The 23934-nt window shown below is 68.4% G+C and carries 26 protein-coding genes; 7 read left to right on the forward strand and 19 right to left on the reverse strand.

Annotated features, from left to right (window positions below; all coding sequences use genetic code 11):
• Window positions 1-57 precede the first annotated feature (57 nt).
• Window positions 58-615: a hemerythrin domain-containing protein gene (locus ACGFNU_RS13785; RefSeq protein WP_392593289.1), complete on the forward strand. Its 558-nt coding sequence runs from the start codon at window positions 58-60 to the stop codon at window positions 613-615.
• Here ACGFNU_RS13785 and ACGFNU_RS13790 read toward each other — a convergent pair.
• A complete protein-coding gene (locus ACGFNU_RS13790; protein WP_392593291.1) occupies window positions 612-866 on the reverse strand; it encodes a DUF397 domain-containing protein in 255 nt (84 codons plus the stop codon). The genes ACGFNU_RS13785 and ACGFNU_RS13790 overlap by 4 nt on opposite strands.
• Window positions 863-1723: a helix-turn-helix domain-containing protein gene (locus tag ACGFNU_RS13795; RefSeq protein WP_392593293.1), complete on the reverse strand. Its 861-nt coding sequence runs from the start codon at window positions 1721-1723 to the stop codon at window positions 863-865. Before ACGFNU_RS13795 ends, ACGFNU_RS13790 begins: the two co-directional genes overlap by 4 nt.
• A 130-nt stretch (window positions 1724-1853) precedes the next feature.
• Here ACGFNU_RS13795 and ACGFNU_RS13800 point away from each other — a divergent pair, with 130 nt between their 5' ends.
• Complete coding sequence (locus ACGFNU_RS13800; RefSeq protein WP_392593295.1) at window positions 1854-2249, forward strand: ATP-binding protein; 396 nt, start codon at window positions 1854-1856, stop codon at window positions 2247-2249.
• 427 nt (window positions 2250-2676) lie between these two features.
• On the opposite strand, the gene ACGFNU_RS13805 is transcribed toward ACGFNU_RS13800, so the two are convergent.
• Window positions 2677-2835, reverse strand: a complete 159-nt coding sequence (locus ACGFNU_RS13805) for a hypothetical protein (RefSeq protein ID WP_392593297.1) — start codon at window positions 2833-2835, stop codon at window positions 2677-2679.
• Window positions 2836-2853: 18 nt separating this feature from the next.
• Here ACGFNU_RS13805 and ACGFNU_RS13810 point away from each other — a divergent pair, with 18 nt between their 5' ends.
• The 4 genes from ACGFNU_RS13810 (at window position 2854) to ACGFNU_RS13825 (ending at window position 7607) form a co-directional block, all read left to right on the forward strand.
• Window positions 2854-3486: a hypothetical protein gene (locus ACGFNU_RS13810; protein ID WP_392593298.1), complete on the forward strand. Its 633-nt coding sequence runs from the start codon at window positions 2854-2856 to the stop codon at window positions 3484-3486.
• 230 nt (window positions 3487-3716) lie between these two features.
• Window positions 3717-4415, forward strand: a complete 699-nt coding sequence (locus tag ACGFNU_RS13815) for a hypothetical protein (protein ID WP_392593300.1) — start codon at window positions 3717-3719, stop codon at window positions 4413-4415.
• Between the two features lie 781 nt (window positions 4416-5196).
• The gene (locus ACGFNU_RS13820; RefSeq protein WP_392593301.1) at window positions 5197-6474 is read left to right on the forward strand and encodes a DUF222 domain-containing protein; all 1278 of its coding nucleotides are present in this window, start codon (window positions 5197-5199) and stop codon (window positions 6472-6474) included.
• Between the two features lie 380 nt (window positions 6475-6854).
• Window positions 6855-7607, forward strand: a complete 753-nt coding sequence (locus tag ACGFNU_RS13825) for a maleylpyruvate isomerase family mycothiol-dependent enzyme (protein ID WP_392593303.1) — start codon at window positions 6855-6857, stop codon at window positions 7605-7607.
• Here the strand turns inward: ACGFNU_RS13825 and ACGFNU_RS13830 are convergent.
• The gene (locus ACGFNU_RS13830) at window positions 7589-8170 is read right to left on the reverse strand and encodes a DUF4126 domain-containing protein (RefSeq protein ID WP_392593305.1); all 582 of its coding nucleotides are present in this window, start codon (window positions 8168-8170) and stop codon (window positions 7589-7591) included. The genes ACGFNU_RS13825 and ACGFNU_RS13830 overlap by 19 nt on opposite strands.
• A gap of 138 nt (window positions 8171-8308) precedes the next feature.
• Here ACGFNU_RS13830 and ACGFNU_RS13835 point away from each other — a divergent pair, with 138 nt between their 5' ends.
• Window positions 8309-9421, forward strand: coding sequence for an SGNH/GDSL hydrolase family protein (locus ACGFNU_RS13835; protein WP_392593307.1), 1113 nt, complete (start codon window positions 8309-8311; stop codon window positions 9419-9421).
• Here the strand turns inward: ACGFNU_RS13835 and ACGFNU_RS13840 are convergent.
• The 15 genes from ACGFNU_RS13840 to pip all read right to left on the reverse strand — a co-directional run bounded on the left by ACGFNU_RS13840 (window position 9405) and on the right by pip (window position 23819).
• Window positions 9405-10559, reverse strand: a complete 1155-nt coding sequence (locus ACGFNU_RS13840; RefSeq protein WP_392593309.1) for an NAD(P)H-dependent flavin oxidoreductase — start codon at window positions 10557-10559, stop codon at window positions 9405-9407. The genes ACGFNU_RS13835 and ACGFNU_RS13840 overlap by 17 nt on opposite strands.
• Before the next feature lie 50 nt (window positions 10560-10609).
• Window positions 10610-11044 carry a Zn-ribbon domain-containing OB-fold protein gene (locus ACGFNU_RS13845; RefSeq protein WP_392593310.1) on the reverse strand — a complete coding sequence of 145 codons (435 nt, stop codon included), beginning with the start codon at window positions 11042-11044 and terminating at the stop codon, window positions 10610-10612.
• Between the two features lie 3 nt (window positions 11045-11047).
• The gene (locus tag ACGFNU_RS13850) at window positions 11048-12238 is read right to left on the reverse strand and encodes a thiolase family protein (RefSeq protein WP_392593312.1); all 1191 of its coding nucleotides are present in this window, start codon (window positions 12236-12238) and stop codon (window positions 11048-11050) included.
• A gap of 42 nt (window positions 12239-12280) precedes the next feature.
• On the reverse strand, window positions 12281-13264 hold the full coding sequence (locus ACGFNU_RS13855; protein WP_392593313.1) for a GlxA family transcriptional regulator: 984 nt from the start codon (window positions 13262-13264) through the stop codon (window positions 12281-12283).
• Between the two features lie 26 nt (window positions 13265-13290).
• Window positions 13291-14280: a GlxA family transcriptional regulator gene (locus ACGFNU_RS13860; RefSeq protein ID WP_392593530.1), complete on the reverse strand. Its 990-nt coding sequence runs from the start codon at window positions 14278-14280 to the stop codon at window positions 13291-13293.
• A 21-nt stretch (window positions 14281-14301) separates the two neighbouring features.
• The gene (locus tag ACGFNU_RS13865; protein ID WP_392593315.1) at window positions 14302-15585 is read right to left on the reverse strand and encodes an MFS transporter; all 1284 of its coding nucleotides are present in this window, start codon (window positions 15583-15585) and stop codon (window positions 14302-14304) included.
• Window positions 15586-15705: 120 nt separating this feature from the next.
• Window positions 15706-16548 carry an ectoine/hydroxyectoine ABC transporter ATP-binding protein EhuA gene (gene ehuA / locus ACGFNU_RS13870; protein WP_392593317.1) on the reverse strand — a complete coding sequence of 281 codons (843 nt, stop codon included), beginning with the start codon at window positions 16546-16548 and terminating at the stop codon, window positions 15706-15708.
• 46 nt (window positions 16549-16594) lie between these two features.
• Window positions 16595-17248, reverse strand: a complete 654-nt coding sequence (ehuD, locus tag ACGFNU_RS13875) for an ectoine/hydroxyectoine ABC transporter permease subunit EhuD (protein WP_392593319.1) — start codon at window positions 17246-17248, stop codon at window positions 16595-16597.
• Entirely contained in the window at window positions 17245-17982 is a 738-nt protein-coding gene (gene ehuC, locus ACGFNU_RS13880; RefSeq protein ID WP_392593321.1) for an ectoine/hydroxyectoine ABC transporter permease subunit EhuC, read from the reverse strand. The genes ehuD and ehuC overlap by 4 nt, the downstream gene beginning before the upstream one ends.
• A 5-nt stretch (window positions 17983-17987) precedes the next feature.
• Complete coding sequence (gene ehuB, locus ACGFNU_RS13885) at window positions 17988-18881, reverse strand: ectoine/hydroxyectoine ABC transporter substrate-binding protein EhuB (RefSeq protein ID WP_392593323.1); 894 nt, start codon at window positions 18879-18881, stop codon at window positions 17988-17990.
• 205 nt (window positions 18882-19086) lie between these two features.
• On the reverse strand, window positions 19087-19995 hold the full coding sequence (thpD, locus tag ACGFNU_RS13890) for an ectoine hydroxylase (RefSeq protein ID WP_392593325.1): 909 nt from the start codon (window positions 19993-19995) through the stop codon (window positions 19087-19089).
• Complete coding sequence (locus tag ACGFNU_RS13895) at window positions 19992-20432, reverse strand: ectoine synthase (protein ID WP_392593326.1); 441 nt, start codon at window positions 20430-20432, stop codon at window positions 19992-19994. The genes thpD and ACGFNU_RS13895 overlap by 4 nt, the downstream gene beginning before the upstream one ends.
• 25 nt (window positions 20433-20457) lie before the next feature.
• Window positions 20458-21720, reverse strand: coding sequence for a diaminobutyrate--2-oxoglutarate transaminase (gene ectB / locus ACGFNU_RS13900; RefSeq protein WP_392593328.1), 1263 nt, complete (start codon window positions 21718-21720; stop codon window positions 20458-20460).
• Window positions 21721-21870: 150 nt separating this feature from the next.
• Window positions 21871-22416, reverse strand: coding sequence for a diaminobutyrate acetyltransferase (gene ectA / locus ACGFNU_RS13905; RefSeq protein WP_392593330.1), 546 nt, complete (start codon window positions 22414-22416; stop codon window positions 21871-21873).
• Between the two features lie 434 nt (window positions 22417-22850).
• The gene (gene pip, locus ACGFNU_RS13910; protein WP_392593332.1) at window positions 22851-23819 is read right to left on the reverse strand and encodes a prolyl aminopeptidase; all 969 of its coding nucleotides are present in this window, start codon (window positions 23817-23819) and stop codon (window positions 22851-22853) included.
• Window positions 23820-23934: the final 115 nt, after the last annotated feature.

The raw sequence follows: 23934 nt of genomic DNA on the forward strand, positions 1-23934 counted from the left end.
AGATTGGCCGTTGTATGGCATGGGTAGGCCCGGTGTGTCTCAGCCACCGGGGGAAACATGAGCACTGCGATGGAGCAGGACGTCATCGACGTGCTGCGGCAGCAGCACGGGGAGATCCGCGACCTCTTCGATCTGGTCCGGACCTGCGCGCCCGGCGAACGGCGCGAGGCGTTCGAACGTCTCGTCCGGCTGCTCGCCGTCCACGAGACCGCCGAAGAGGAGATCGTGCACCCGGCCGCGCGGCGTACCCTTCCCGGCGGCGACGGGATCGTGGCCGACCGGCTCGAAGAGGAGCGCTCGGCGAAGGAACTGCTCTCCGAACTGGACGGCATGGACACCGGCGACCCGCAGTTCATGCCCAAGTTCGACAAGCTGCGCACGGACGTCCTCACCCACGCCCGTGCCGAGGAACGCTACGAGTTCGAGAAGCTCCAGGCCGAATTCAGCGAAGCCGAGCGCCGCTCACTCGCCGCGGCCGTCAGGGCGGCGGAGGCGATGGCGCCCACGCGCCCGCACCCCGGCACCGAGTCGGCCACGAAGAACATGCTCGCCGGCCCGCCCATGGCCATGATGGACCAGGTCCGCGACATGATCCGGAACGCCAAGAAGGGCTAGATCGCGCGAACCTCGGCCAGGAACGCCCGCCACGCCACCGGACTCAACGCCAGCACCGGCCCGTCCGGATCCGTCGAATCCCGCACCGCCACGACGCGATCGGCCGCCGCAACCTCGACGCAGGTGCCGCTGCCGCTGCCGCTGTGGCTGCTCTTCCGCCAAACGGCGGCGGCTTCCAGGCAGGTGCCCGCGCCGCTGTCGCTGTGGCTGTTCTTACGCCAATAGGCGCCAGCCAGGTGTAGTTGGGTCATAGACGTGAGGCTATTCTCTCGATCTCGGCTCGGGAATCGTCCGGTGAAAGCGCCACCTCGCAGGTACGTGCGAAGGCTGCCAGATGGCGCTGGACGTCAGCATCGTTCTCCAGGCTCATACGTCCGCCGATATGGTCGATCAACACCGTACTGAGGATGACCGGACTGCCAATCTGGAGCGTGTTGAACGTTCCGTCGATTCCAGGATCGCCAGTGCTGGAGAACGGCAATAGTTGAACGGTGATGTGTTCCTGCAACGACGCGCGGTAGAGGTGCCATAGCTGCGCGCGCATTACCTGGGCTCCAGACCACCTGCGGCACACGACCGCCTCGTCTATGAGGACGTGGAGGTGAGGAGGGTCATCGGCGCGCAAGATCTGTTGTCGTGCAAGGCGGAACGAGATCAATCTTTCCGTGACGTGCGAATCTGTATCCACCATGCCTGCCTGCATGACCGAGCGTGCATAGCCCGCAGTCTGCAGGAGTCCCGGAACATAGTGAGTGTCGACTGTGCGGAGGTAACAAGCGGCGCTCTCCACAGATGCGTGGTCCAGTGCTTGTGGCGGCGCGACGTCCTTAAAGGCATTCCACCAGCCGGTCTGTGTTTGTGTCTGTTGTTCGGCGAGGGTCAGCAGGCCTTGGCGTAGGGGGTCGGTGACTCCGTACGCGTCGAGGATGAAGGCCAGGTCGCGAGCGCGTAGGGACTGCTGGCCGTTCTCGATGAGGCTGAGCGACGAACCGGAACGTTCAAGCCGGCGACCGGCGGTTTTGAGGGTGTGGCCGTTCTCCTCTCGTAGCTGGCGGAGCACCTTCCCGATCTTGCGAAGGCGCACGGTGGATGGGGGCGCTTCCGACATGTGGTCAGATTGTCACGCTCCGGAGTGGACTCGTCGGCGAAAGGGCGTCCACTCAAAATCCAGAAACTGGTCGTCACGCGGCCTCCGAAAGGTGTGACCGGAGCGGCCTTGCGCGATGAGTCTGGGCGGTATGAGCGAACGGATGGTCATCGCCACGTTGACGCTGCCGGGCTTGGAACGGTCGGCGAGGCATGTGCGGAGCTTCGCGCGGAACGCACTGGGGGAGCGGCATCCCGCGTTGGACGATGTCCAGACATGCGTGAACGAGGCGTTCACCAACGGCATCGAGCACACCGAGTCGGGACGCGGCGGCAAGGTCACCGTGACGTTCGCGGCTGAACGGGGCGAGCTTGTGGCCGAGGTGACCGATGACGGAGCCGGTGGTCACCGGCCGCATCTTCGGGACGAGCCGCTCGCGGAGAACGGGCGCGGCATGCGCATCATCGACGCGCTCGCTCTCGGCTGGGGTCTGCGGGCGGACGGCGACCGTACGACCGTTTGGATGCGCTTCCCCGGAATCGGGTGATCGGCGGAGCTCTGCTCTGGTAATCAGGGCCGTTCTGGTGAGTGATCTGGGCAGCTCTGGTGATACGGCCGCTTTGGTGGCCAGGGCCGCCTTGGTGAGCGGAGCTTCGGTGATCAGTGGCGCTCGGGTGAGTGGTGTAGCGCTGGCTATCGGACCTCGGGTGGGCGGCGCAACCTTGCTCTGGTGATCAGTGGCGCTCGGGTGAGTGGCGTCGCTCTGGTTACCGGACCTCGGGTGAGCGGCGCGGTGTCGCTCTGCTCTGGTGATCAGCGGCGCTCTGGTGATCAGGGCTTTTCTGGTGGGTGGAGGTTCGGTGATCAATGGCGCTCGGGTGAGCGGTAGCTCTCTGGCTCTGGCTCTCGGACCTCGGGTGAGCGATGTCGGATCTCGGTGAGCGGCGCAGCTCGGGTGCTTGGGGCTTCGATGATCAGTGTGACTCTGGCGGCTCGTTCACTCTGGCGTGCAGTCGTTGCCTGATCTCGTCCGGGGTGTAGGCGCGACGGCGGCGTTCATTGCGCGCGATCACGACTCCGGTCGCGGCGACTCCGGCCAGTCCGGCCACACCCAGCACCTTCCACCAACGCATATGCCTAGGCTAGCGACCATGAGCGGCACGAGCATCCCGCTGGCCAAGGCGGTCGACCTGACCCGTACCGGCGACGTCTGGCTCTTCCGGGGCCACTCCGTCGCCGACCGGGCGATCCAGACGATGACCAACAGCCCCGTCAACCATGTCGGCATGGCCATCGTGGTCGATGATCTGCCGCCGCTGATGTGGCATGCGGAGCTGGGCAAGTCCCTGCCCGACATGTGGTCCGGCGGTCATCACAGGGGCGCGCAGTTGCATGACCTGCGCGACGCGGTGATGGTGTGGGCTCAACGGTACGGTCAGCGCGCGTGGCTGCGGCAGCTTGATCCGCCGGCCTCGCGTGAGATGGAGAACGCGGCGTTGCGGGCGGTCGCGAGGCTCGACGGCACGCCGTTCCCGTCCACGTCACGGATGGCGTCCCGCTGGGTGCGCGGCCGGATCCCGTTCCGCCGTCCATCCGAACGCGATCCCAACCTGGAGACCGCGTTCTGCGCGGAGATCGTGGCCGTGACCTACCAGTCCATGGGTCTGCTGCCCAAGGGGCGCCGCCCCAACTGGTTCGACCCGGGCCGCTTCTGGAGCGGCGACGACCTGGACCTGGAAATGGGCGCCCGCCTCGGCGGCGAGATCCGCATCAACCTCCCGTGATCAGCGGGCTCTCGGCGGCGCGATAGGCATGGTGGCCGGCCTCGGGCTTTGTGAACTTCGCGAATGTCCGGGGTTGCAGTTAGTGGTGTTCTTGAATTGAGGAATGTTGTAGCGTTCTGACGCACACTCGTGCTTCTAATGCGCTCGGTGCTCAGGTGAGCCTCTCAACAGGGCTTGGTGTCTTGCACCTCGCACCTCGGTCCTCGCACGGGGAGGGGGAGCGATCTTCGATGGACTATGTGGCCAGGTTTCAGCGAAGTCATGCGGTCTTGCTGATCCTCTTTGGCCTGGCACCTCTCTTCTGGTTGCTCTTTCTGGTGATGGACGAACGTGATCACGGCGGCCAGTTTGTCGTGTCCTTGTTTCTCTTGGTTTCCATGACGCCGACTCTTATTATCATGGCGATCATCCATGTGCGTCGGTCGCGGAAAAGTGGGGGCATCGCACTGAGGGTTGATGAAGCCGGCGTTTATTTTGGCGCGAATGGAGACAGCGGGCCTCGTTTCTGTCCGTGGGATCAGGTTAGCGCGGTTGTTCTCTTCGCGAGGCGCACCTTCATCTTGCAGGGGATGGTGAGATGTGTCGGGTTGCGTCTCCATCCGTACTCGCCGGAATCTCCTGAACGCTACCTCGAAAAGCTGTACAGGGCTCTTGAACGTCAAGACCTTGAGGATTCCGAGCGGGCGGATGTTCGGAGACTTATCGATAAGCTCGCCCATGGGCAGTTGGAGATGGCCGTCAGTTGGCATGTGGAGGCGCGGGGCTGGCAGTACTGGGCCGATGGATTGCGTAGCGCTTTGACGGCTCATGCTCCAGGCGTCCCAGTGGCTGTCTTCTCAGAAGGGTCGCATTGGGATCTGGTCGGCTGGCAGCTCGGCCGCGAAAAGCTGGCCGAGATACTGGAGACTGCGGAACTCAGGAAACGGTAGTCGCGAGGGACGTACCTTCACCGGCGGGAAACTTTCGCCACCGGCGGGAAACTTTCACCCTGCCCGTTTCGCCGCGCCCGCACCGTGTCTGCCTCACCCTTCGGTGGGTGGATGGGTGGATGGGTGGATGGGTGGATGCGTGGATGCGTGGGGGGGTGGCTTGGCTGGGGCGGCCACCCGTCTGCGGATTGGTGCGCCTTCGGTTCGAACTTGGCGGCGACGAAAGAAGATTGCGGGCCTGGGGTCTGTGTCTGCCTGCAGGTCAGCGCATCTCCTGTTACTGCTACATACTTTTCCGCTCTGCGGGTTTTCGGCGTCGGTCACCCCTCTGAAGCACCAATCCGCCCGGCTGGCGGGTGGGATGGGGCTGGAGATCTAAAAGCGGCATCGACAAGAAAGGAGGGGGCGGCCGGGGCGCGTTCGGACGGTGGGGCGCCCTGGTGGCTGAGGTTCGAACCGTTGCCGCGCGGAGCGCGGGGTTCCGCGCAACCCCAGGTAGCGGCCTGCCTCTCCCCTCTGTGCATGGCCAAAACTCCCGCGACCGCAACCAACGTGACCGCAGCCCCCAAATAGCCAGACAAGTGCGCAAACGGTCATTTCGGCACCGCTCAACCAGCGGCCTAGATCAGCCGACTTAATTTCTGACCCACCCGCCCTCAACCACGCCACAACCGTGGGACGACAACCCACCTCAAGGTTCCAAAAAATCAATGGCCAGAAAGAGCCACACCGATCATGTAAACGGTTTGTCACACACCGTTAATGGCGATACAATGAACGCATGCATTCGATCGTGGCAGACCGCAACCTGGAGGCCGCTTCCGACCAGCAACTGGTCGAATCCGCCGCCACGATCATTACTGCACTCGCCCACCGGCCCCGCACCCAGACCGGCGCCGAAGCCATGGAACTCGCCGAAACACTCGCCGCGGTCATGGATGTCGCCGAATTGCCGTTGGCTGAGTTGATCGGTGTGGTCGATCGGACCGGGCAAATGAAAGAGTGGGGGCTGGCGTCCACGCGAGCGTGGTTGCGGTGCCACATGGGGATGCGTGAGGGCCGCGCCCAAGAACGCCTCACCCTGGCCCGCCAACTGCACCGCCTGCACCGGGTGCGGGAGCGGCTGGGAGCCGGGACGCTGTCGTATGGGTATGCCGCCGCGATCGCTGATGCGGTCCAGCGGCTGGACAGCGACCAGGACTGCGCCGACGGTGAAGAGATCTTGTTGACTGCGGCTGACGGGGGTGTGTCGGCGCGGCACTTCGCGCACCTGACCGCCACCATCCATGACCAGATCAACCAGGCCAACGGCACCGAAACCCCACCCGAGGACATCAAGCGCGGGTACGACCGGTCGTGGCTGGTCGCGACCCGGTCGCTGGACGGCGGCTGTTATGTCAAAGGCTGGTTCAATCCCGAAGACTCCGCCATCGTCGATGGCAAGCTGGCGCCGTTGGCCAAACCGGCTGGGGGCGACGATCTGCGGGACCGGGCCGAACGTACCGCTGCGGCGTTGACCGCTGTGTTGTCGCAGGGGCACAAGGACAGTCGCGTCACCGTGATCGCCCGCCTGGAGACCTTGACCGGCGATGACACTCCGGGACGGTTGCGCGACGGGACACCGATTCCGGCGGCGCAGGTGCGGCGGTTGGCGCTCAACGCCGGTATCTCCACGCTGATCCTGGGGTCGAAGGGGGTGCCGCTGTATCTGGGCCGCACCGCTCGGATCGCGAACCCTGGTCAACGCCAGGTGCTGGAGACCCTGTACGACACGTGTGCGGTGCGCGGCTGTGAAGTGCCAGGGTTCTTGTGCGAGATCGATCATGTCGATGGGTGGGCGTTGGGTCACAGCCCCACTGATATCGACAAGCTGGCGTTGTGCTGCGGGTGGCATAACCGGTGGAAGCACGCCAACCCTGAGCAGATAGAGATCAGCGAGGGTGTGGACGGGCTCTTCGTCTATCGGGTGTTGCCGCCTAAGGGGAAGGCCGCACGGTCTAGACGAAGACTGGTTGATCAGGCTGATAATCCGTGGCGCGGCGATCACCACGCGGCCTGACCCCACCCCATAGATCCAGCCTGTAGCCCGGCGCAACCGACGCACCGGGCCTATAGGCACGCCTACAGCCACAACTGCTCAACGGGCTCGATCGTTCAAGCTTCCAGAGCAAACCTGCGCCACGGCAACGCCAGCATCTGCACTCAGACAATCCCATCCCCGGCCGTCCACCCAGGCCACGGGCGCGCTACGGATCGCAGGCAGGCCGCGGCGGGCGCATGCCTCCAGCTTGCAGACGTCCGTCCGGAGGATTCGCTACCTACCTGAGGGCGGTGGCCGGAGAAGGTCGGTGTGGGGTGTCGAGATCTCGGTTTTGGCTCCGACTGTTGTGTGGCGGAGTCCGGCCGCCGTGGCTGGGCCGCATCGCGCTGGGAGGGTCCGTGGACTACTACCGTCACTGCACCGAGATCGTCACGCAGACCGAGTTGCTCGTCGCCGGGGTTGCTGGCGCTGATCTAAGGGCTCCTGTGCCCTCCTGCCCTGGCTGGAGTCTCGGCAATCTGGTGCGGCACATCGGGGGCGGTCACCGGTGGGCCGAAGAAGTCGTTCGTAAGCGGGCGATGGAGTGGCTGCCGGACGACCAGGTGCGCAAGGTCGACGGAGACGACTCGGGGGAACTGCTCGCCGCGTGGCTGGTGGAGGGGGCCATGCGGTTCGCCGAAGCTTTGCGTGCTGCTGGTCCGGACGCTGAGTTGTGGGTTCCGTTCGGGCAGGGCACCACCTCGTTCTGGGCCCGTCGTTTCGCCCACGAGACGCTCATTCACCGTGCCGACGCCGCCCTGGCTGCGGGGGTGGAGTTCGTGGCGGAGTCGGATGTTCTGGTGGACGCGTTCGACGAATGGATGGAGCTCGACTCCCATCCGCTGCACTTCGAGATCACGCCCCGGAAGCGCGAGCTCCTTGGGCCGGGGCGCACGCTGGCGTTCGAGGCGCCCGAGGCTTCGTGGTTCGTTGATCTCACCGGCGATGTCATTGCATGGCGGCGGGGTAAGGGGCAGGCGGCCGTGACGGTGCGGGGGCCGCTGACGGAGCTGTTGCTGGTGCTTTATCAGCGCAAGCCGAGTGAAGGTGTTGAGGTCCTCGGGGATCGGCGGTTGCTCGACTTCTGGCGTACCTATGTGACCTTCGGCTGAGTTCGGCGGCGGACGCGTTTGAGCAGGCGGAAGGCGACGAACGCCAGCAGGACGACGGAGATCAGGGCGACGATCGGGGCCAGGACCGCGAGGACGCTCATGCCGAGGGAGACGGTGTCCTCGACCGTGCTGACGACGGGGGCGCCGGTGCCGAGCGTGCCCGCGTTGACGACCGGGCGGATGGACGACTTGGTGAGGTGGACGAGGAAGGCGACCAGGATGCCGAGGATCCAGCCGATCCACGGGTGGTCCGCCATGAAGGAGGCGTCGAGCTGGTTTGCGGCGTCGGTGGCGGCGAAGACGGCGCCGCCGGCGGCCGGGCGGACGAACGTCTGGACCGCGTCGTTGAGGCTGTCGACGATGGCGACCTTGTCCAGGATGACCTCGGCGGCGAGAAGGATGCCGAGGAGCGACAGTACCCAGCCGTTGGTGAGCCAGCCGAACTCGGCGGGCAGGTGTACGACGTCGGAGTAGCGGTCGAGCAGCCCGATCACCAGGATCGGGATGTAGGCGTTGAGGCCGGCCGCCGCGGACAGTCCGAGAGCGGTCAGAACCGCCAGCATGATCCCCCCGAAGTATCGTGTTCTCCTTGGACGTGAGATTCCCCGCCGGTGTTCCCCCAGTCATTGATCTACAAAGTAAAGGCGGGAACCTGGGGTGGTGAACGGACGTCTGCACAATCGGGTGACGGAAGGCGGGCGATGACGGAGGACGATTCCACTCTGGCGCCTGAGGAAGTGTCCGGCCGGGCGAGCGTGCGCGATCTGGTGACGGGGCTTCCCGGGCGGGCGCGTGAGCGGTTCGGCGATCGGGGGCTCGCGGTCGCTCTGCTCGTCGGTCTGATGGTGGCGATGATCGTCCCCTTGGTGGCGTTGCCGGCCGTCCGGTGCGAGGCGTTCGGGGACGGCAACGGCTGCCGGGCGCGGTTCGAGGAGCCGCGGGCCGAGCCGGTGCGGGGTGTCGCTCAGGTCGCTCCCGCCCAGGTCGCCGTGCAGGGGTCGTACGTGGCGCTGGGCGATTCGTACTCGGCGGGGGTGGGCGCTGATCTCGCGGCCGATCTGAATCCGCTCAACCGGTGTCATCGGACTGGGCAGGCTTACTATCACGCGGTTGCCAAGGCGTTCCGGTTCGCCAGGGGGAGCGCGTTCTGGGCCTGCTCCGGCGCGACGACGAGTGACGTGATGCAGGGCAAGTCGGGTGAGCCGCCGCAGATCGGTCGGATCGACCAGAACACCAGCCTCGTCACGATCAGCATCGGCGGCAACGACGTCGGCTTCTCCAAGGTGCTCGCCGGTTGCGTGATCAAGCTGCCGTGGGGCAAGGGCTGCGAGGAGCAGGGCCGCGACATCGCCGATCGGATGGCCACGTTGCGGCAGGAACTGCCCGGGGTGCTGAAGGTGATCCGCGCGCGGGCGCCGCAGGCGCGGGTGATCGTGCTCGGCTACCCGCGCGCGTTCAAGGAGACCTCCGGCACCGACGGCGACAACATCAGCGTCTCCGACCAGCAGTGGCTGAACGGGCGCGCCCGCGATCTCAACGAGCTCCTCCGGCAGGCGGTCATCGAGGCCGACGCCCGCATCGTGGCCGCGCGGGCGCCGGGGAGCGTGGAGTTCGTCGACGCCTACAGCGCGTTCGCCGGGCATGAGGTGGGCACCGCCGACCCGTACATGAACGGGCTGGCGGTCGATCTTTCGGCGCTGACGGCCGAGAAGCGCAGTTATCACCCGACGGCGAATGGCTATAAGGCGCTCGCCCGTCTTTTCATCGACCAGGTCAACCGGGGGCCGGGGCGTCCCCTCAATCCGCCTCGGTGATGGTGTTCAGGCGTTCCACGGCGTCGGCGAACTCCTCGATCATGTCGTAGACGACCTGGCGGGCGGGCTTGACCGTGTTCATGAGGCCGACGCACTGGCCGACGAAGTAGTTGGCCAGCTCGCGGGCGCCCTCGTTGCCGCTCTCGGCGACCTTGTTGATCTGCCGCATCGCGCCCTCGGCGACGATCATCTGGAGCGGCATGCCGAGGGCGCCGGGGCTCGCGGGGCCCTCCCACTCGTCGGTCCAGGCCGACTTCAGCTGGCGGGCGGGCTTGCCGGTACGGGATCGCGAACGGATGGTGTCGCGGGAGCCGGCGGCGATCATCTTGGCCCTCACGTGCGGCGGCGTCTCGGCCTCCTCGGTGGTCAGCCAGACCGACCCGCACCAGACGCCGGCGGCGCCGAGCGCCATCGAGGCGGCCATCTGGCGGCCGGTCGCGATGCCGCCCGCGGCCAGGACGGGGATCGGGGCGACGGTGTCCACGACCTCGGGCACCAGGACCATGGTGGAGATTTCGCCGGTATGGCCGCCGGCCTCGCCGCCCTGGGCGACGATGAGGTCCACGCCCGCGGCGACCTGCCGCCGGGCGTGTTCGGCGGTGCCGACGAGCGCCGTGACGGGAATCCCGGCGGTCTTGGCCTTCTCGACCATGATGGGCGGCGGCGTGCCGAGCGCGCTGGCGATGAGGCCGATGGGGTGCGCGAGCGACACGTCGATGAGCGCGGTCGCGCCCTCCTTGGTGACCTGCGTGCCCGCGCCCTTGGCGTCCCGGGTGCTCTTGGCCATCTCGAAGTCGGGCAGCGGCACCCCGTACTTCTCGAACAGCTGGAAGAGGAACGTCCAGTGCTCCTGTGGGACGGCGGCGAGCATGGCGTCGAGGCCGGCCTCGCCGCGCCCGGCCTTCTCCGCCGACTCGTCGATCTTGCTGGGGACGAGTACGTCCACGCCGTACGGACGGCCGCCCACCTGGTCGTCGATCCAGCTCAGTTCCTCTTCGAGCCGGTCGGGGGTGTAGGCGACGGCTCCGAGCACGCCGAGCCCGCCGGCGTTGGTGACGGCGGCGACGACGTCGCGGCAGTGGCTGAAGGCGAACAGCGGGAACTCGATCCCGAACCTCTCACACACCTCGGTACGCATGCCCCGACGCTAGTGGGCCGAACGTCATTCGGTCCATAGCTCTTGTTCGATTACGCGGGCTGGAACAGGACGTATGACTCTCCCTCCTCCGGATGCCCGAAGGTTGCTCGCAACGGCAGGCCCTCGCGCAGGACGGCGGAGTCCACGCCGGTCAGCCGCGCGTGCAGCCATGGCCCCTCGGTGAGCTCGACCAGTGCCAGGTAGGCGGGCGGTGGCGTGTTCCCGTCCGCGTCGGGACGGCCATGCGTGACCGTCCAGGTGACCAGCGTCGCGTCGCCGGCGGCCTCGGACCAGGTCAGCTCCTCCTCGCCGCAGCCGGGGCAGCTGCCCGCGTCCGGCCCGAACCACAGGTCGCAGGACTCGCAGCGCTTGATCATCAGCCGGCCGGCGGCGGTGCCGTCGAAGAACGGGTCGGTGCGGCCGTCGCGCCGCAGGACGCCGATCTCCATGCCCGTCTCCCCACCCGCTTCCGTGCCCGTCTCCATCGGTCAGGCTCCCTTCGGGTGCGGGCTGACGATCAGTGTCGAGTGGTGGTCGAGGATGCCGCCGTTGCCGCTGACGAGGATCACGTCGTTGCGGTCCGCCTGGCGTTCGCCGCCCTGTCCGCGGGCCTGGATCACGGCCTCGGACAGCGGCGTCATGCCCCACATGTAGTACGCCGACAGTTGCCCGCCGCCGGTGTTGGTCGGCAGCGTCCCGCCGGGGCCCAGCGCGCCGGACGCGGCGAACGCGCCTCCCTCGCCCTTGGCGCAGAAGCCGTAGTCCTCCAGCGACACCAGGACCGTGTAGGTGTAGCAGTCGTAGAGCTGGCACACGTCGATGTCGTCGACGGTCACGCCCGCCATCTTCATCGCGATCGGCCCGGACGTCGCCGCGCCCGTCGTCAGGCCGAACTCGCTGCCGCGTTCCTTGCGATGGCCCGGATGTCCCTGGCCCCAGCCCCACACGTGCACGGGCGGCTGGGCGAGGTCGCGGGCGCGTTCGGCGGTGGTGACGACGACGGCGATGGCGCCGTTCGAGACGAGGCAGCAGTCGAGCAGGTGCAGCGGCTCGGCGACCCACCGCGAGCTCTGGTGGTCGGCGAGGGTGATGGGTTCGCGCATCTGGGCGAGCGGATTGCGGGTCGCCCACTCGCGCGTGCTGACCGCGATCGCGCCGAGCTGCTCGCTCGTGGTGCCGTAGTGCGCCATGTGCCGCTGCGCCGCGAGCGCGTAGAACGCGTTGACGCTGCGGAAGCCCAGCGCGGCCGTCATGCCGCCGAAGCCGTACCACTCGGCTTTCCCGGCGGCGGATCCCGCGGGCGCGTCGCGGTGGTAGGCGGAGCCCGCCGACTGCTCGGGCTTGAGCGGCGCGTCCGCGAACACGCACACCACGGTGGACGCGGCACCGCTGAGCACCGACATCGCCGCGTACGAGACCATCGCGCCCGCCGTCGCGCCGAAAGAGTCGATCTTGGTGAGCAGCCGGAGGTCGCGCAGCCCCAGGGTGTCGGCGAGCTCGATGCCGGGGGAGCCGCCCATGCCGTGGCTGACCAGCAGGCCGTCCACGTCGCCGAGGGACAGGCCCGCGTCGGCGACCGCGAGCCGGGCCGCGTCGGCGGCCAGCCTGCGCGGGCTGCGCCCGTACACCCGGCCGAGCTCGGTCATGCCGAGCCCCACGATGCCGGCTCCGTCAACCATGGATCACCGCCGTCACACTCCGCCAGTAGGTGACCGCTTACTTTACCGAATGCGATTCGGCGTGGTGGGCCCGGGGCGGGCGCGGAAGGCGTTGCGGTAGGCGAGCGGCGAGGCGCCCACCGTGCGGGCGAAGTGTGCCCGCAGCGTCACCGGCGACCCGAAGCCCGACTCCGCCGCGATGCGTTCGACCGGCAGATCGGTGCTTTCCAGGAGTTGCTGCGCACGATGGATCCGTGCCCGCAGGAGCCATTGCAGCGGCGTCGTTCCGGCCTGCGCGCGGAACCGCCGCGTCAGCGTGCGGACGCTCACCGCGGCTTCCTGGGCGATCTCGTCCAGCGTGAGCGGCCGGTGCAGGTTCGCCTCCATCCACGCCATCGTCGGCTGCAGGGCCGTCCCGGTGTCCTGCGGGTCCTCGTGCTGGATGAACTGCGCCTGCCCGCCGTCCCGCTGCAACGGCATGACGATGCCGCGCGCGGTCCGCGCGGCCACGGCGGATCCGTGGTCGCGGCGGACGAGATGCAGGCACAGGTCGATGCCCGCCGCGACGCCCGCCGCCGTCAGCAGCGAGCCGTTGTCCACGAACAGCACCGCCGGATCGACCTCGACGCGCGGATGGCGGCGTTTCAGCTCCGCCGCCTGCATCCAGTGCGTGGTCGCGCGCAGGCCGTCCAGCATCCCGGTCGCGGCCAGGATGAACGCCCCGACACAGATCGAGGCGATCCGCGCCCCGCGCTCGGCGGCCTCGCGCAACGCCTTGAGCACCTCCGCCGGCGGCTCGGCCAGGAAGGTGTCGTGCGCGGGGATCACGATGGTGTCGGCGGTGGCCAGCGTCTCCAGGCCCCACGGCGTCGAGAGCGTCATCTGCCCGAAGACGCCCGTGGTGATCGCCGAGCCCGGAACCGTGCAGACCCGCGTCTCGTACAGCGGGGCGCCGTCGTCGCCGATGGACGACCCGAAGACCTGGCACGGCACCGTCACCTCGAAGGCGACGGCGCCCTCGAGAGCGAGGACGGCGACGACATGCATGGCCAGAATCTAGCGCACAGTGGCGTTCAGGACGCTGCCTTGCCTGGGCCGCGGAAGGTGCGGCGGTAGGCGCGCGGCGACACACCGACCGCCGCGTGCAGGTGCTGGCGGAGCGAGACGGCGGTTCCGAAGCCGACGTCGGACGCGATTCGTTCGATCGGGAGATCTGTCGTCTCCAGCAGTTGCCGGGCCCGGTCGACTCGTTGCCGGGTCAGCCACTGCGCGGGCGAGACGCCGACCTCCTCGCGGAACCGGCGGGTGAACGTCCGCACGCTCACCGATTCGAGCGCCGCGAGGTCGGGCAGCGAGATGGGCTCGCCGAGGTGTCGGAGCGCCCAGGCCCGCGCGGTCTTGGTGGAGGGCGAGGCGGGTTCGGCGACGGGCTGCGGGATGTACTGCGCCTGCCCGCCGTCCCGGTACGGCGGGACGATCGTGCGGCGCGCGACATCGTTGGCGACGGCCGCGCCGTGATCGTTCCGGATCATGTGGAGGCAGAGGTCGATGCCCGCGGCCTCTCCGGCGGAGGTGAGGATGTCGCCCTCGTCGGTGTAGAGGACGTCCGGGTCGAGGCGCACCCGCGGATAGAGCTCGCGGAAGTGCGCGGCGGACCGCCAGTGGGTCGTCGCCCGCCGCCCGTCCAGGAGCCCGGCTGCGGCGAGGACGAACGAGCCCGTGCAGATGGACGCGACGCGGGTGCCCGGCCGGATCCGGGCGAGCGCGGCGGCGAGCGCCGGGCCCAGGCGCCCCTGCGTCTCGGTCTCGTCGGGCACGTGCGCGGCCGGGACGATCACCGTGGCCGCCCGCGCCAGCACGTCGGGACCCTGCGGCACGCGGACGGTGAAGTCGGCGTCGGTGCGGATGTCCCCGGGCTCGGGCGCGCAGGTGACGACGTCGTACAGCGGCGTGCCGTCAGGGGACTCCGCGCTGCCGAACAGCTGGTGCACGATGCCGAGTTCGAGCGGCATCACGCCATGCCGGACCAGGACCGCGACCAGATGGGAGCCATGGATCACCATGCCTTCGATCTTCACCGATGCTCAGCGTGCGCGCGGCTCCGCCCCCGGCGCGGGCGCCGGCACGAGCGCCGACATGAGCGCGGCGACGAGGCAGAGCAGGCCCGCGAAGATCCACACCATGGTGTACGTGCCGAGCGCGTCCCGCAGGAGGCCGCCCGCCAGCGCCATCAGCCCGGCCCCGAGCTGGTGGGCGGCGAGCGTCCAGCCGAAGACCACGGCGCTCTCCTCGGTGCCGAAGCGGTCCCGGATCGCGCTCAGCGCGATCGTCGGCGGGATCGTCGCGACGTCGAGCAGTCCGAACAGGATGATGAACGCGATCAGCGGGGGATGCACGGACGGCCCCAGCAGCTGGGGAAGCACGAACAGCGTCCCCGCCCGCAGCGTGTAGTAGACGGCCAGCAACAGCCGGGCGTCGTAGCGGTCGGTGAGCCAGCCCGACGCGACCGTCCCCGCCACGTTGAAGATCCCGATGAGCGTCAGCATCGAGGCCGCGGTGGTCGGGGCCATGCCGTGGTCGCCCGCGGCGGGCACGAAGTGCGTCCACATCAGCCCGTTGGTCGAGATGCCGCAGATCGCGAACGTGCCCGCCAGCAACCAGAACGTCCGCGTCCGTGCCGCCCCGCGCAGCACCTGGAACGGCCGGGCGCGTGGCGGAGCGGACGGGGAAGCGGACGGCCCGGCGGTCGTTCCGGTTTCGCTCGGGTGGTCGCGTAGCCAGAACCAGGCGAGGGGGACCACTACCAGCGCGGCCATCGCCAACGTGACAGTCCCGGCACGCCACTGCAGGTGCTCGACCACCCAAGCCAGCGGGGGCAGGAACACGAACTGGCCGAAGACGCCCGACGCCGTGAGGATTCCCGTGGCCAGCCCCCGCCGCCGCACGAACCAACGGTTGGTGACGACCGTGGCGAACGTCCCGCCCATCGCTCCGGTGCCGAGCCCGATCAGCACGCCCCAGTACAGGGTGAACTGCCAGGCCGCGGTCATCACCGTGGTCAGCGCGGCGCCCGCCGCGATGGTGAGCAGGGCGGCGGCGGCGATCCGGCGCGGGCCGAACCGTTCCATCAGGGCCGCGGCGAACGGGGCGATCAGGCCGTTGAGCGCCATGTTCACCCACATGGCGAGGCCGGTCGTGCCGTGCGACCACCCGAACTCGTGGTGGAGCGGGGCGACGAGCAGGCCGGGCAGGGTACCGAAGGCGCCGGCGGCCATGATCGCTGTCGCGGCCACGGCGACGATCCACCAGGCCCGGTGGTCGTGCGGCCGCCGGACCGGCGCGGCGACCGGTCGATCGATGAGGGACATGCGGTTCAGGCTGCAAGAACGGCTCGGCCCGGACGAGACGGAAGCGGGCCAGAAACCGAAGACATCGGGCCCCGCGCGTCCCTGGGGCGACAGGGACGCGCGGGGCCCGGGCCCGGGGGATCAGGTCGCCAGGACCGCCTGGAGGAAGTCCCGGGTGCGCTGCTCGGTGGGCTCGCCGAAGATCTGGTCCGGCGGGCCCTCCTCGACGATCTGCCCCCTGTCGAACATCAGGACCCGGTCGGAGATGTCCTTGGCGAAGTGCATCTCGTGGGTCACGCAGAGCAGGGTCAGGTCGCTCTCGCGGGCGATGTCGCGCAGCAGGTCCTGCACGCCGACGACCAGCTCGGGGTCGAGCGCCGAGGTGACCTCGTCCAGCAGCAGCACCTTGGGCTGCATGGCCAGCGCGCGGGCGATCGCCACACGCTGCTGCTGGCCGCCCGAGAGCTGGGACGGGTGCGCGTCGATCTTGTCCGACAGCCCGACCATGTCCAGCAGCCCGCGGGCGCGTTCCACGGCCTCGTCCTTGGACAGCCCGAGCACCCGGACCGGCCCCTCGATGAGGTTGCGCAGCACGTTCATGTTCGGGAACAGGTTGAACTGCTGGAACACCATGCCGATCTGCTTGCGCATCTCGTGCAGGTGCTTCTCGTTGGCCGGTACCCGCTTGCCGCCGCGGTCCATGTGCGTCAGCGACTCGTCGCCGACCCAGATGACACCGCCGTCGGCCTTCTCCAGCGTCATCAGCAGCCGCAGGATCGTCGTCTTGCCCGACCCGCTCGGGCCGATCAGCGTCACGCGTTCGCCGGGCGCGACGGTGAAGTCCAGCTCGCGGAGCACGACGTTGTCGCCGAACCGCTTGACGACCTTCTCGAACCGGATGCCCGGCGTGGCGCCGTGCGGCAGCGCGTCGCCGCCGGAGGCGGTGGCGGCAGTCGTGGCGGCGGTGGCGGCCGGCTTGTCCATGGGCACCTCCTGGGCGTCCTCTGGCGTGGGGGCCTCGGGTGTGGCGTTAGATGGCGGCATAACGGCCCTCCATGCGTCGGATCAGTACAGAGGACAGGATGCTGACGATCACGAAGATCGCGGCGGCGATGGTGAGCGGTTCGAGATAGCTGGCGGTCTTCCCGCCCTCGGTGGTCGCCACGGACATCATCTCCGGGACGGTGATCACCAGCATCAGCGGCGAGTCCTTGAACAGCGCGATCAGGTAGTTGCCCAGCGTCGGGATCACCTTGCGCACCGCCTGCGGCAGCACCACGCCGAACCAGACCCGGCTGCGCGGCAGGTTGAGGGCGGTGCACGCCTCCCACTGCCCGCGCGGCACGTCCTCGATGCCCGCGCGGTAGACCTCCGAGACGTAGGTGGAGTAGTGCACGCCGAGCCCGATCACGCCCGTCCAGAACGGGCTGAACTGCACGCCCGCCTGCGGCAGCGCGTAGAAAAGGAAGACGAGCTGCACCAGCAGCGGCGTGCTGCGGATGAACTCGACCACCCAGCGCACCACCTGGTTGACCAGGAGGTTGGACGACCGGCGGAGGATGGCCCAGACCAGGCCGAGCAGCAGCGCCAGGACGTAGCCCAGCGCGGTGGCCCCCAGGGTGTAGCGCAGGCCCTGCAAGAGCGGGGACACCAGGTCGCCCGCGTAGGTCCAGTTCCAGGTCATGAGCCCGCCCTCCCCGCGCCGCTCAGGCTGCCGGCGCCCGCGGATCCCGCGGTGCCGGCGATGGCCGTGGCCGCGCGCCGTTGCGGGCGGCGGCCGAGGATGCGCTGGCTGCGGCGTTCCAGGAGGCGGACGAGCACCTGGAGCACCTGCGCGATCACGAAGTAGACGACCAGCACGATCAGGTACACGGTGACGCTCTTGCCGGTGGAGGCGCGCAGCTTCTCGGCCCCGAACATCAGGTCGCTGATGCTGATCAGCGAGACGATGGCGGTGGCCTTGAGCAACTCGATCAGCAGGTTGCCGAACGGGGGCAGCATGAGCGGCACCGCCTGCGGCAGCAGCACCCGCCACATGCGCTGCGCCGGCCGCATGTTGAGCGCGACGGTCGCCTCGAACTGGGCCTTGGGCACGGCGTTGATGGAGCCCCGCACCACCTCGGCCCCGTACGCCCCGTAGTTCAGCGCCAGCGCGAGCACGCCGCAGAACAGCGTCTCGATCCTGAAACCGACGAGGGGGAGCGAGTAGAAGAACCAGAACAGCAGGACCAGCGCCGGAAGGCCGCGGAAGAACTCCACGTACGTCCGGCCGGCCGCGCGCGCCCAGCGGTGCGCCGACGTGCCCATCACCCCGAAGACGAAGGCCAGGACCAGCGCGACCACCGCCGAATACAGCGTGAGCTGCAAGGTCTTCAGGGCCCCGTCCCACAGGAGCGGGCTCTTGAGGATTTCCGACACGGGGATCAGGCCTTGCAGAACTCGGCGGCCTTACGGTCGCCGGGCATCTCGGCCTGGGTGAACCCGAACGGCTGGAGGATCTGCAGCAGGCGGCCGTTCTTCTTGAGCTCGGTGAGCTCGCCGTTGAACGCCTGGACGAGATCGGTGTCGGCCGTGCGGAAGCCGAAGCCGCCCGCGCCGGACTGCTCCTTGCCGTCGATCATCACGTCGAACGCCGGCGTGACCTCGAACGGGTCGTTCTTGTGCTTGGACAGCAGGTCGACCAGCGAGATGCGGGTGAGCGCGATGCAGTCGCAGCGCCCGGCCTTCAGGCCGTCGAAGGCGCCCGGCCCGTCCGGGAACGACTTGATATCGCCCTTCGCCACGCCGAGCTTCTCGGCGTAGTCGGCCTCGGCCGCGCCCTTCATCACGCCGACCTTGACCTTCTGCTTGATGGCGTCGTCGAAGGTCTTGAGGCCCTTGGGGTTGCCCTTGGGCACCATGAAGGCGGTCTTGGCGATGTACTCGGGGTCGGCGAAGGAGATCTGGGCGCAGCGCTTGGGATTGATGAACATGCCCGCCGCGATGGCGTCGAACCGGCGTGCCTGGACGCCCGGGATGAGCCCGTCGAACGCCACCTGGACGCCCCGGACCTCGTTGATGCCGAGCTCCTTGAAGATCACCTTGGCGAGCTCGGGGGCCTCGCCGGTGAGCTTGCCGTCGCTGGTGGTGAAGCCGTAGGGCGCCTCGTTGGCGTAGCCGACCTGGATGTAGCCCTGCTTCTTGGCACGCTCCAGGGTGCCGCCGCCGGCCTTCTCCTTCTCGGGGTCGGTGGTGGAACAGCCGGCCGCGCCGAGGATCGGGACGGCGCCGGCGAGCAGGACGCCGTTGCGGAGGAAATCGCGACGGGAGGAAGTCATCTTTGAACTCCTGTGGGTGTGCCGCCGCGCCCGCCGGGGGCTCCGGGGCCTCCGGCGGGCGCGGGACATGGGGTTGGGAGCGGGAATCGGGGACGGGGACTCGGGGATGGTGTGCGGTCAGCGGCGATGGGCCGGGGGCTGGGAGCGGGGGGAGCGTCCGGTCCCCGGGCGGACGGGATCAGTCGGGCGGATCAGTCGTGCGGGATCAGTCGGTGATGGGCGTGAAGTCGCGCGCGCCGATGAACGACGGGCGCGGGGTGGGAGCGGAGAACGGCTCCGCGCAGGTGTTCTCGACGCTGTTGAAGACGATGAAGACGTTCGAGCGCGGGAACGGGGTGATGTTGCCGTTGGAGCCGTGCATGCAGTTGCAGTCGAACATCGTCGCCGAGCCCGCCGGTCCGGTGAACAGCTCGATGCCGTGCTTGTCGGCGAGGATCGACAGGCTGCCGGGGTCGGGGGTGCCGACCTCCTGGGCCTTCAGCGAGGCCTTGTAGTGGTCGGCGGGGGTCTCGCCGACGCACGCGACGAACGTCTTGTGCGAGCCGGGCATGATCATGAGACCTCCGTTGTGCACGAAGTTCTCGGTCAGCGCGATGGAGATGCTCACCGCGCGCATGCGAGGCATGCCGTCCTCCGCGTGCCAGGTCTCGAAGTCCGAGTGCCAGTAGAAGTCCTTGCCAGTGAATCCTGGCTTGTAATTGACCCGGCTCTGGTGGACGTAAACATCGGAGCCCAGGATCTGCCTGGCCCGGCCGACCACGCGCGGGTCGCGCACGAGCTCCGCGAAAACGTCGCTGATCTTGTGGACCTCGAAGATCGAGCGCACCTCGTCGGAGTCGCGTTCGGTGATCGTCCGCTCGTTCGCGAGGATCTCCGGGTCGGCGACCATGCGACGCAGCTCGGCCCGGTAGGTCTCGACCTCCTCGGGGCCGATCAGCTGCTCGACGCTCAGGTAGCCGTTGGCCTCGAACGAGTCGAGCGTCTCGGCGTCGATGGGCCCGTCGGCCGGGCCGCCGTAGACGACGGGGTCCTGCCGGTAGAGCAGCGTGGGCTCGGTGGACACCCGGGTCGGGTACGCGTCGTTGATCGTGGGGTGGGACTCGATGAGACTCATGCGTCCTCCTTCTCGGCGGGCAACTCGGCGGGCAACTCGGCGGGCTCGGTCGGCTCGGTCAGCAGCGGGTAGACGCCGTTCTCGTCGTGGACCTCCCTGCCGGTGCAGGGCGGGTTGAAGACGCAGACCGTGCGCACGTCGGTGTGGGCGCGCAGCGTGTGGTGCTCGTGGCCGTCGAGCAGGTACATGACGCCCGGCTCGATCCGGTGCTTCTCCCCGGTCTCGTCGTTGATCAGCTCGCCCTCGCCCTCGATGCAGTAGACCGCCTCGATGTGGTTGGCGTACCACATCCGCGTCTCCGTGCCCGCGTACAGGACGGTGTCGTGCAGCGAGAAACCGACCCTCTCCTTGGCCAGCACCAGGCGGCGGCTGCACCAGGTCTCGGCCTGGACGTCGCGCTCGGTGCCGACGATCTCGTTCAGCGATCGAACGATCATTGATGAACTCCTCAGCGTGAACAGGTCAGACGGCGACGGCGGCGCGGACGGCGCGCACCGACTCGGCGATGATCTGCAGGCCCTGGGCGAGCTCGGCCTCGGTGGCCGTGAGCGGCGGCAGCAGCTTGACGACCTCGCCCTCGGGACCGGAGGTCTCCATCAGCAGGCCGCGCTCGAACGCCTCGGCGCAGACCTTGGGCGCCAGCTCCGCGTCCTTCATGACCATGCCCCAGACGAGCCCGCGGCCCCGGACGGTGTCGACGGCCCCGGCGTGCTCGATGGCGATCTCGTTGAGGGCCCGCTCGATCTGCTCGCCCTTGGCGAGGGTCTGCTTCTCCAGGCCCTCGCCGGACCAGAACTCTTCAAGCGCGGCGGTCGCGGTGACGAAGGCGGGGTTGAAGCCCCGGAACGTTCCGTTGTGCTCGCCGGGCTCCCACACGTCCAGCTCGGGACGCATGAGCGTCACCGCGAACGGCAGGCCGTACCCGCTCAGCGACTTGGACAGGCAGACGATGTCCGGCGTGATGCCGGCCTCCTCGAAGCTGAAGAACGGGCCCGTCCGCCCGCAGCCCATCTGCACGTCGTCGACGATCAGCAGGATGTCGTGGCGCTTGCACAGGTCCGCCAGGCCGCGCAGCCACTCCGGGCTCGCCACGTTGATCCCGCCCTCGCCCTGCACGGTCTCGACGATCACCGCGGCGGGTTTGTCCAGGCCGCTGCCGCTGTCGTCGAGCATCGTGTCGAAGAGCAGGAAGTCGGGCGTGCGGCCGTCGAGGTAGTTGTCGTAGGGCATCGCCACGCCGTGACCGAGCGGCACGCCCGCGCCGGTGCGCTTCATCGAGTTGCCCGTCACCGCGAGCGCGCCGAGGGTCATGCCATGGAAGGCGTTGGTGAAGCTGACGACGGTCTCGCGGCCGGTGTATTTGCGGGCGAGCTTGAGCGCGGCCTCCACCGAGTGGTTGCCCGCCGGGCCGGGGAACTGCACCTTGTAGTCGAGGCCGCGAGGGGCGAGCACGACCTCGTTGAAACGTTCCAGAAAGGCGCGTTTGGCGTCGGTGTACATGTCCAGGCTATGGACGATGGAGTCACCGGCGAGGTAGTCCATCAGCGGGCGTTTCAGCTCCGGGTTGTTGTGCCCGTAGTTGAGCGTGCCGGCGCCGGCGAAGAAGTCGAGATAGGTCTTGCCGTTCTCATCGGTGATATGGCTGCCCCGCGCGGTGGTGAACACCGTGGGCCAGCCCCTGCAGTAGCCGCGAACTTCCGATTCAAGACGTGCGAAAACGTCCATCTTTCCTCCGGGCTGTGTGGGAGCGAAACAGGGTGGGAGCGAACAGGATGGGGAGCGGAACGGATGGGAGCGGAACAGGATGGAGCCGCTGGACAGGGCGGAACCCCGGGACCTCGGAACGGGTGGAACCGCTGGACAGGGCCGGGGCGCTCAGGTGCGTGCGGCGGCCAGCGGGCCGATGCGGAACAGCACCTCGGGGTCGTGGCCGTGGCCGGGCGGGAAGTGCTCGGAGCCGAAGAGGGGGCGGCGGGCCAGGGCGCAGCCCTGGTCGCGCGCGAACGACTCGAACATCGCGGTGGACGCGGTGTTGGCGGGGGTCACCGTGGCCTCCAGGTACCGGCAGCCGCGGGCGGCCATCCGGTCGCCGAGCTCGTCCAGCATGCGCCGGGCCAGGCCCCGCCCGCGGTGCGCGCGGTCGACGGCCACCTGCCACACGAAGAACGTGTCGGGCTGCTGGGGACGCACATATCCGGTGATGAACCCGCAGGCCTCGTCCCCGGATCTGGCGACCACCGAAGTGCCGGCGAAGTCGCGGCACCAGAGCGTGTAACTGTAGGGCGAGTTGACGTCGAGAACCTGCGACTCCCGTGCCATCCGCCACAACTCCCGGCCGTCCTCCAGGCTCGGCTCCGAGAGTCGTACCTTCGAGTCTTCGTCAGTTCGTCGTGGGCGTGATTGCAGGGGTTGCGGTGCCATGCCCAGGCAACTTAGCGAACTTCGCGAACACCCCGACCGCGATTGTTATCAAGAGGATGTTTGGCCGCTGGAAGCGCGGGTAGGAGGGGTCGATTACTCGATTCCGGGTGCCGCATTCGCGCTACCGCGCCGCTTCGAAAGTAGGGCGCGCCGCTGTCACCTGGGACTTTCCGGGGAGTGTCCGAGGGTGATCGACGGCCACCCCACGGTGATGACAGAGCGTTAAAGGTGACAACGCAGGTCCCGGCGTCACATTACATTTGTGTGAGCTGAATCACTGAGATTTTATGTCAACGGGATATCGCTCCCGGGCGTCTGGTGGCACGCTGCACCTCCGCACGGCACACCCGCACGATGAAGCCTCCGCGAAGCCTCCGCGAACGCCGAAAGCCCGGCGGGCGCGTCGTGCCGCCCGCCGGACCTGGAGGCGTGTGTCAGGAGGTCTTGGCGAAGCGGTCGGTCGCCTCGATGAGGCGGTGCGTGATGCCCGGCTCCGTGAACGCGTGACCGGCGTCGTCGACCATGTGGAACTCCGCCTCCGGCCAGGCGCGGTGCAGGTCCCAGGCCGTGGCGGGCGGCGTGCAGACGTCATAGCGGCCCTGCACGATGACGGCCGGGATGTGCCTGATCTTGTCCACGCCCTCGATCAGCTGCTCGTCCTCGAAGAAGCCCTCGTTGACGAAGTAGTGGTTCTCGATGCGGGCGAACGCCACGGCGCTCCGCTCCTCGCCCGCCTCGGCGACCGAGGCGGCGTCGGGGACCAGCCGGATGGTCCCGGCCTCCCACTGCGCCCACGCCTTGGCGGCGGGGATCCGGACGGCGGGGTCGGGGGAGTTGAGCCGCTCCTCGTAGGCGCTCATGAGGTCCTCGCGCTCGTCCTCGGGGATCGGCTCCAGGTACTTCTCCCACAGGTCGGGATAGATCAGCGAGGCGCCCTCCTGGTAGAACCAGTAGAGCTCGAACGGCCGCAGCGTGAAGATCCCGCGCAGCACCAGCTCGGTCACCCTGTCCGGGTTCGTCTGGGCGTAGGCGAGCGCGAGGGCGCTGCCCCAGGAGCCGCCGTACACCAGCCAGCGGTCGATGCCGAGGTGCTCGCGCAGCAGCTCCATGTCGGCGACCAGGTGCCAGGTGGTGTTGTTCTCGAGCGAGACCTCCGGATCGCTCGCGTGCGGTGTGCTGCGGCCGCAGTTGCGCTGGTCGAAGAGGACGATCCGGTACGCGGCCGGGTCGAACTGGCGGCGATGGTCGGCGTCGCAGCCCGCACCGGGGCCGCCGTGCAACATCACCAGGGGCTTCCCGGCGGGATTTCCGCAGGCCTCCCAATAAATGTGATTGCCGTCGCCTACATCGAGCAGCCCGGAGTCGTACGGCTCGATCGGCGGGTAAAGGGTGCGAGGCTCCATGAGCTGTGATTCTTTCACGCCCGCCCGCCCGTCCACTCGCGGCCGGACCTGGCCGAAGAGAGCCCGAGGATCAAGAAACTAAACCCCAAACTGGGCAAACGTCGTCCGGGTCCCC

It is taken from the genome of Spirillospora sp. NPDC048911 (genome assembly GCF_043198015.1).
In the GTDB taxonomy this organism is placed as follows: Bacteria; Actinomycetota; Actinomycetes; order Streptosporangiales; family Streptosporangiaceae; genus Spirillospora.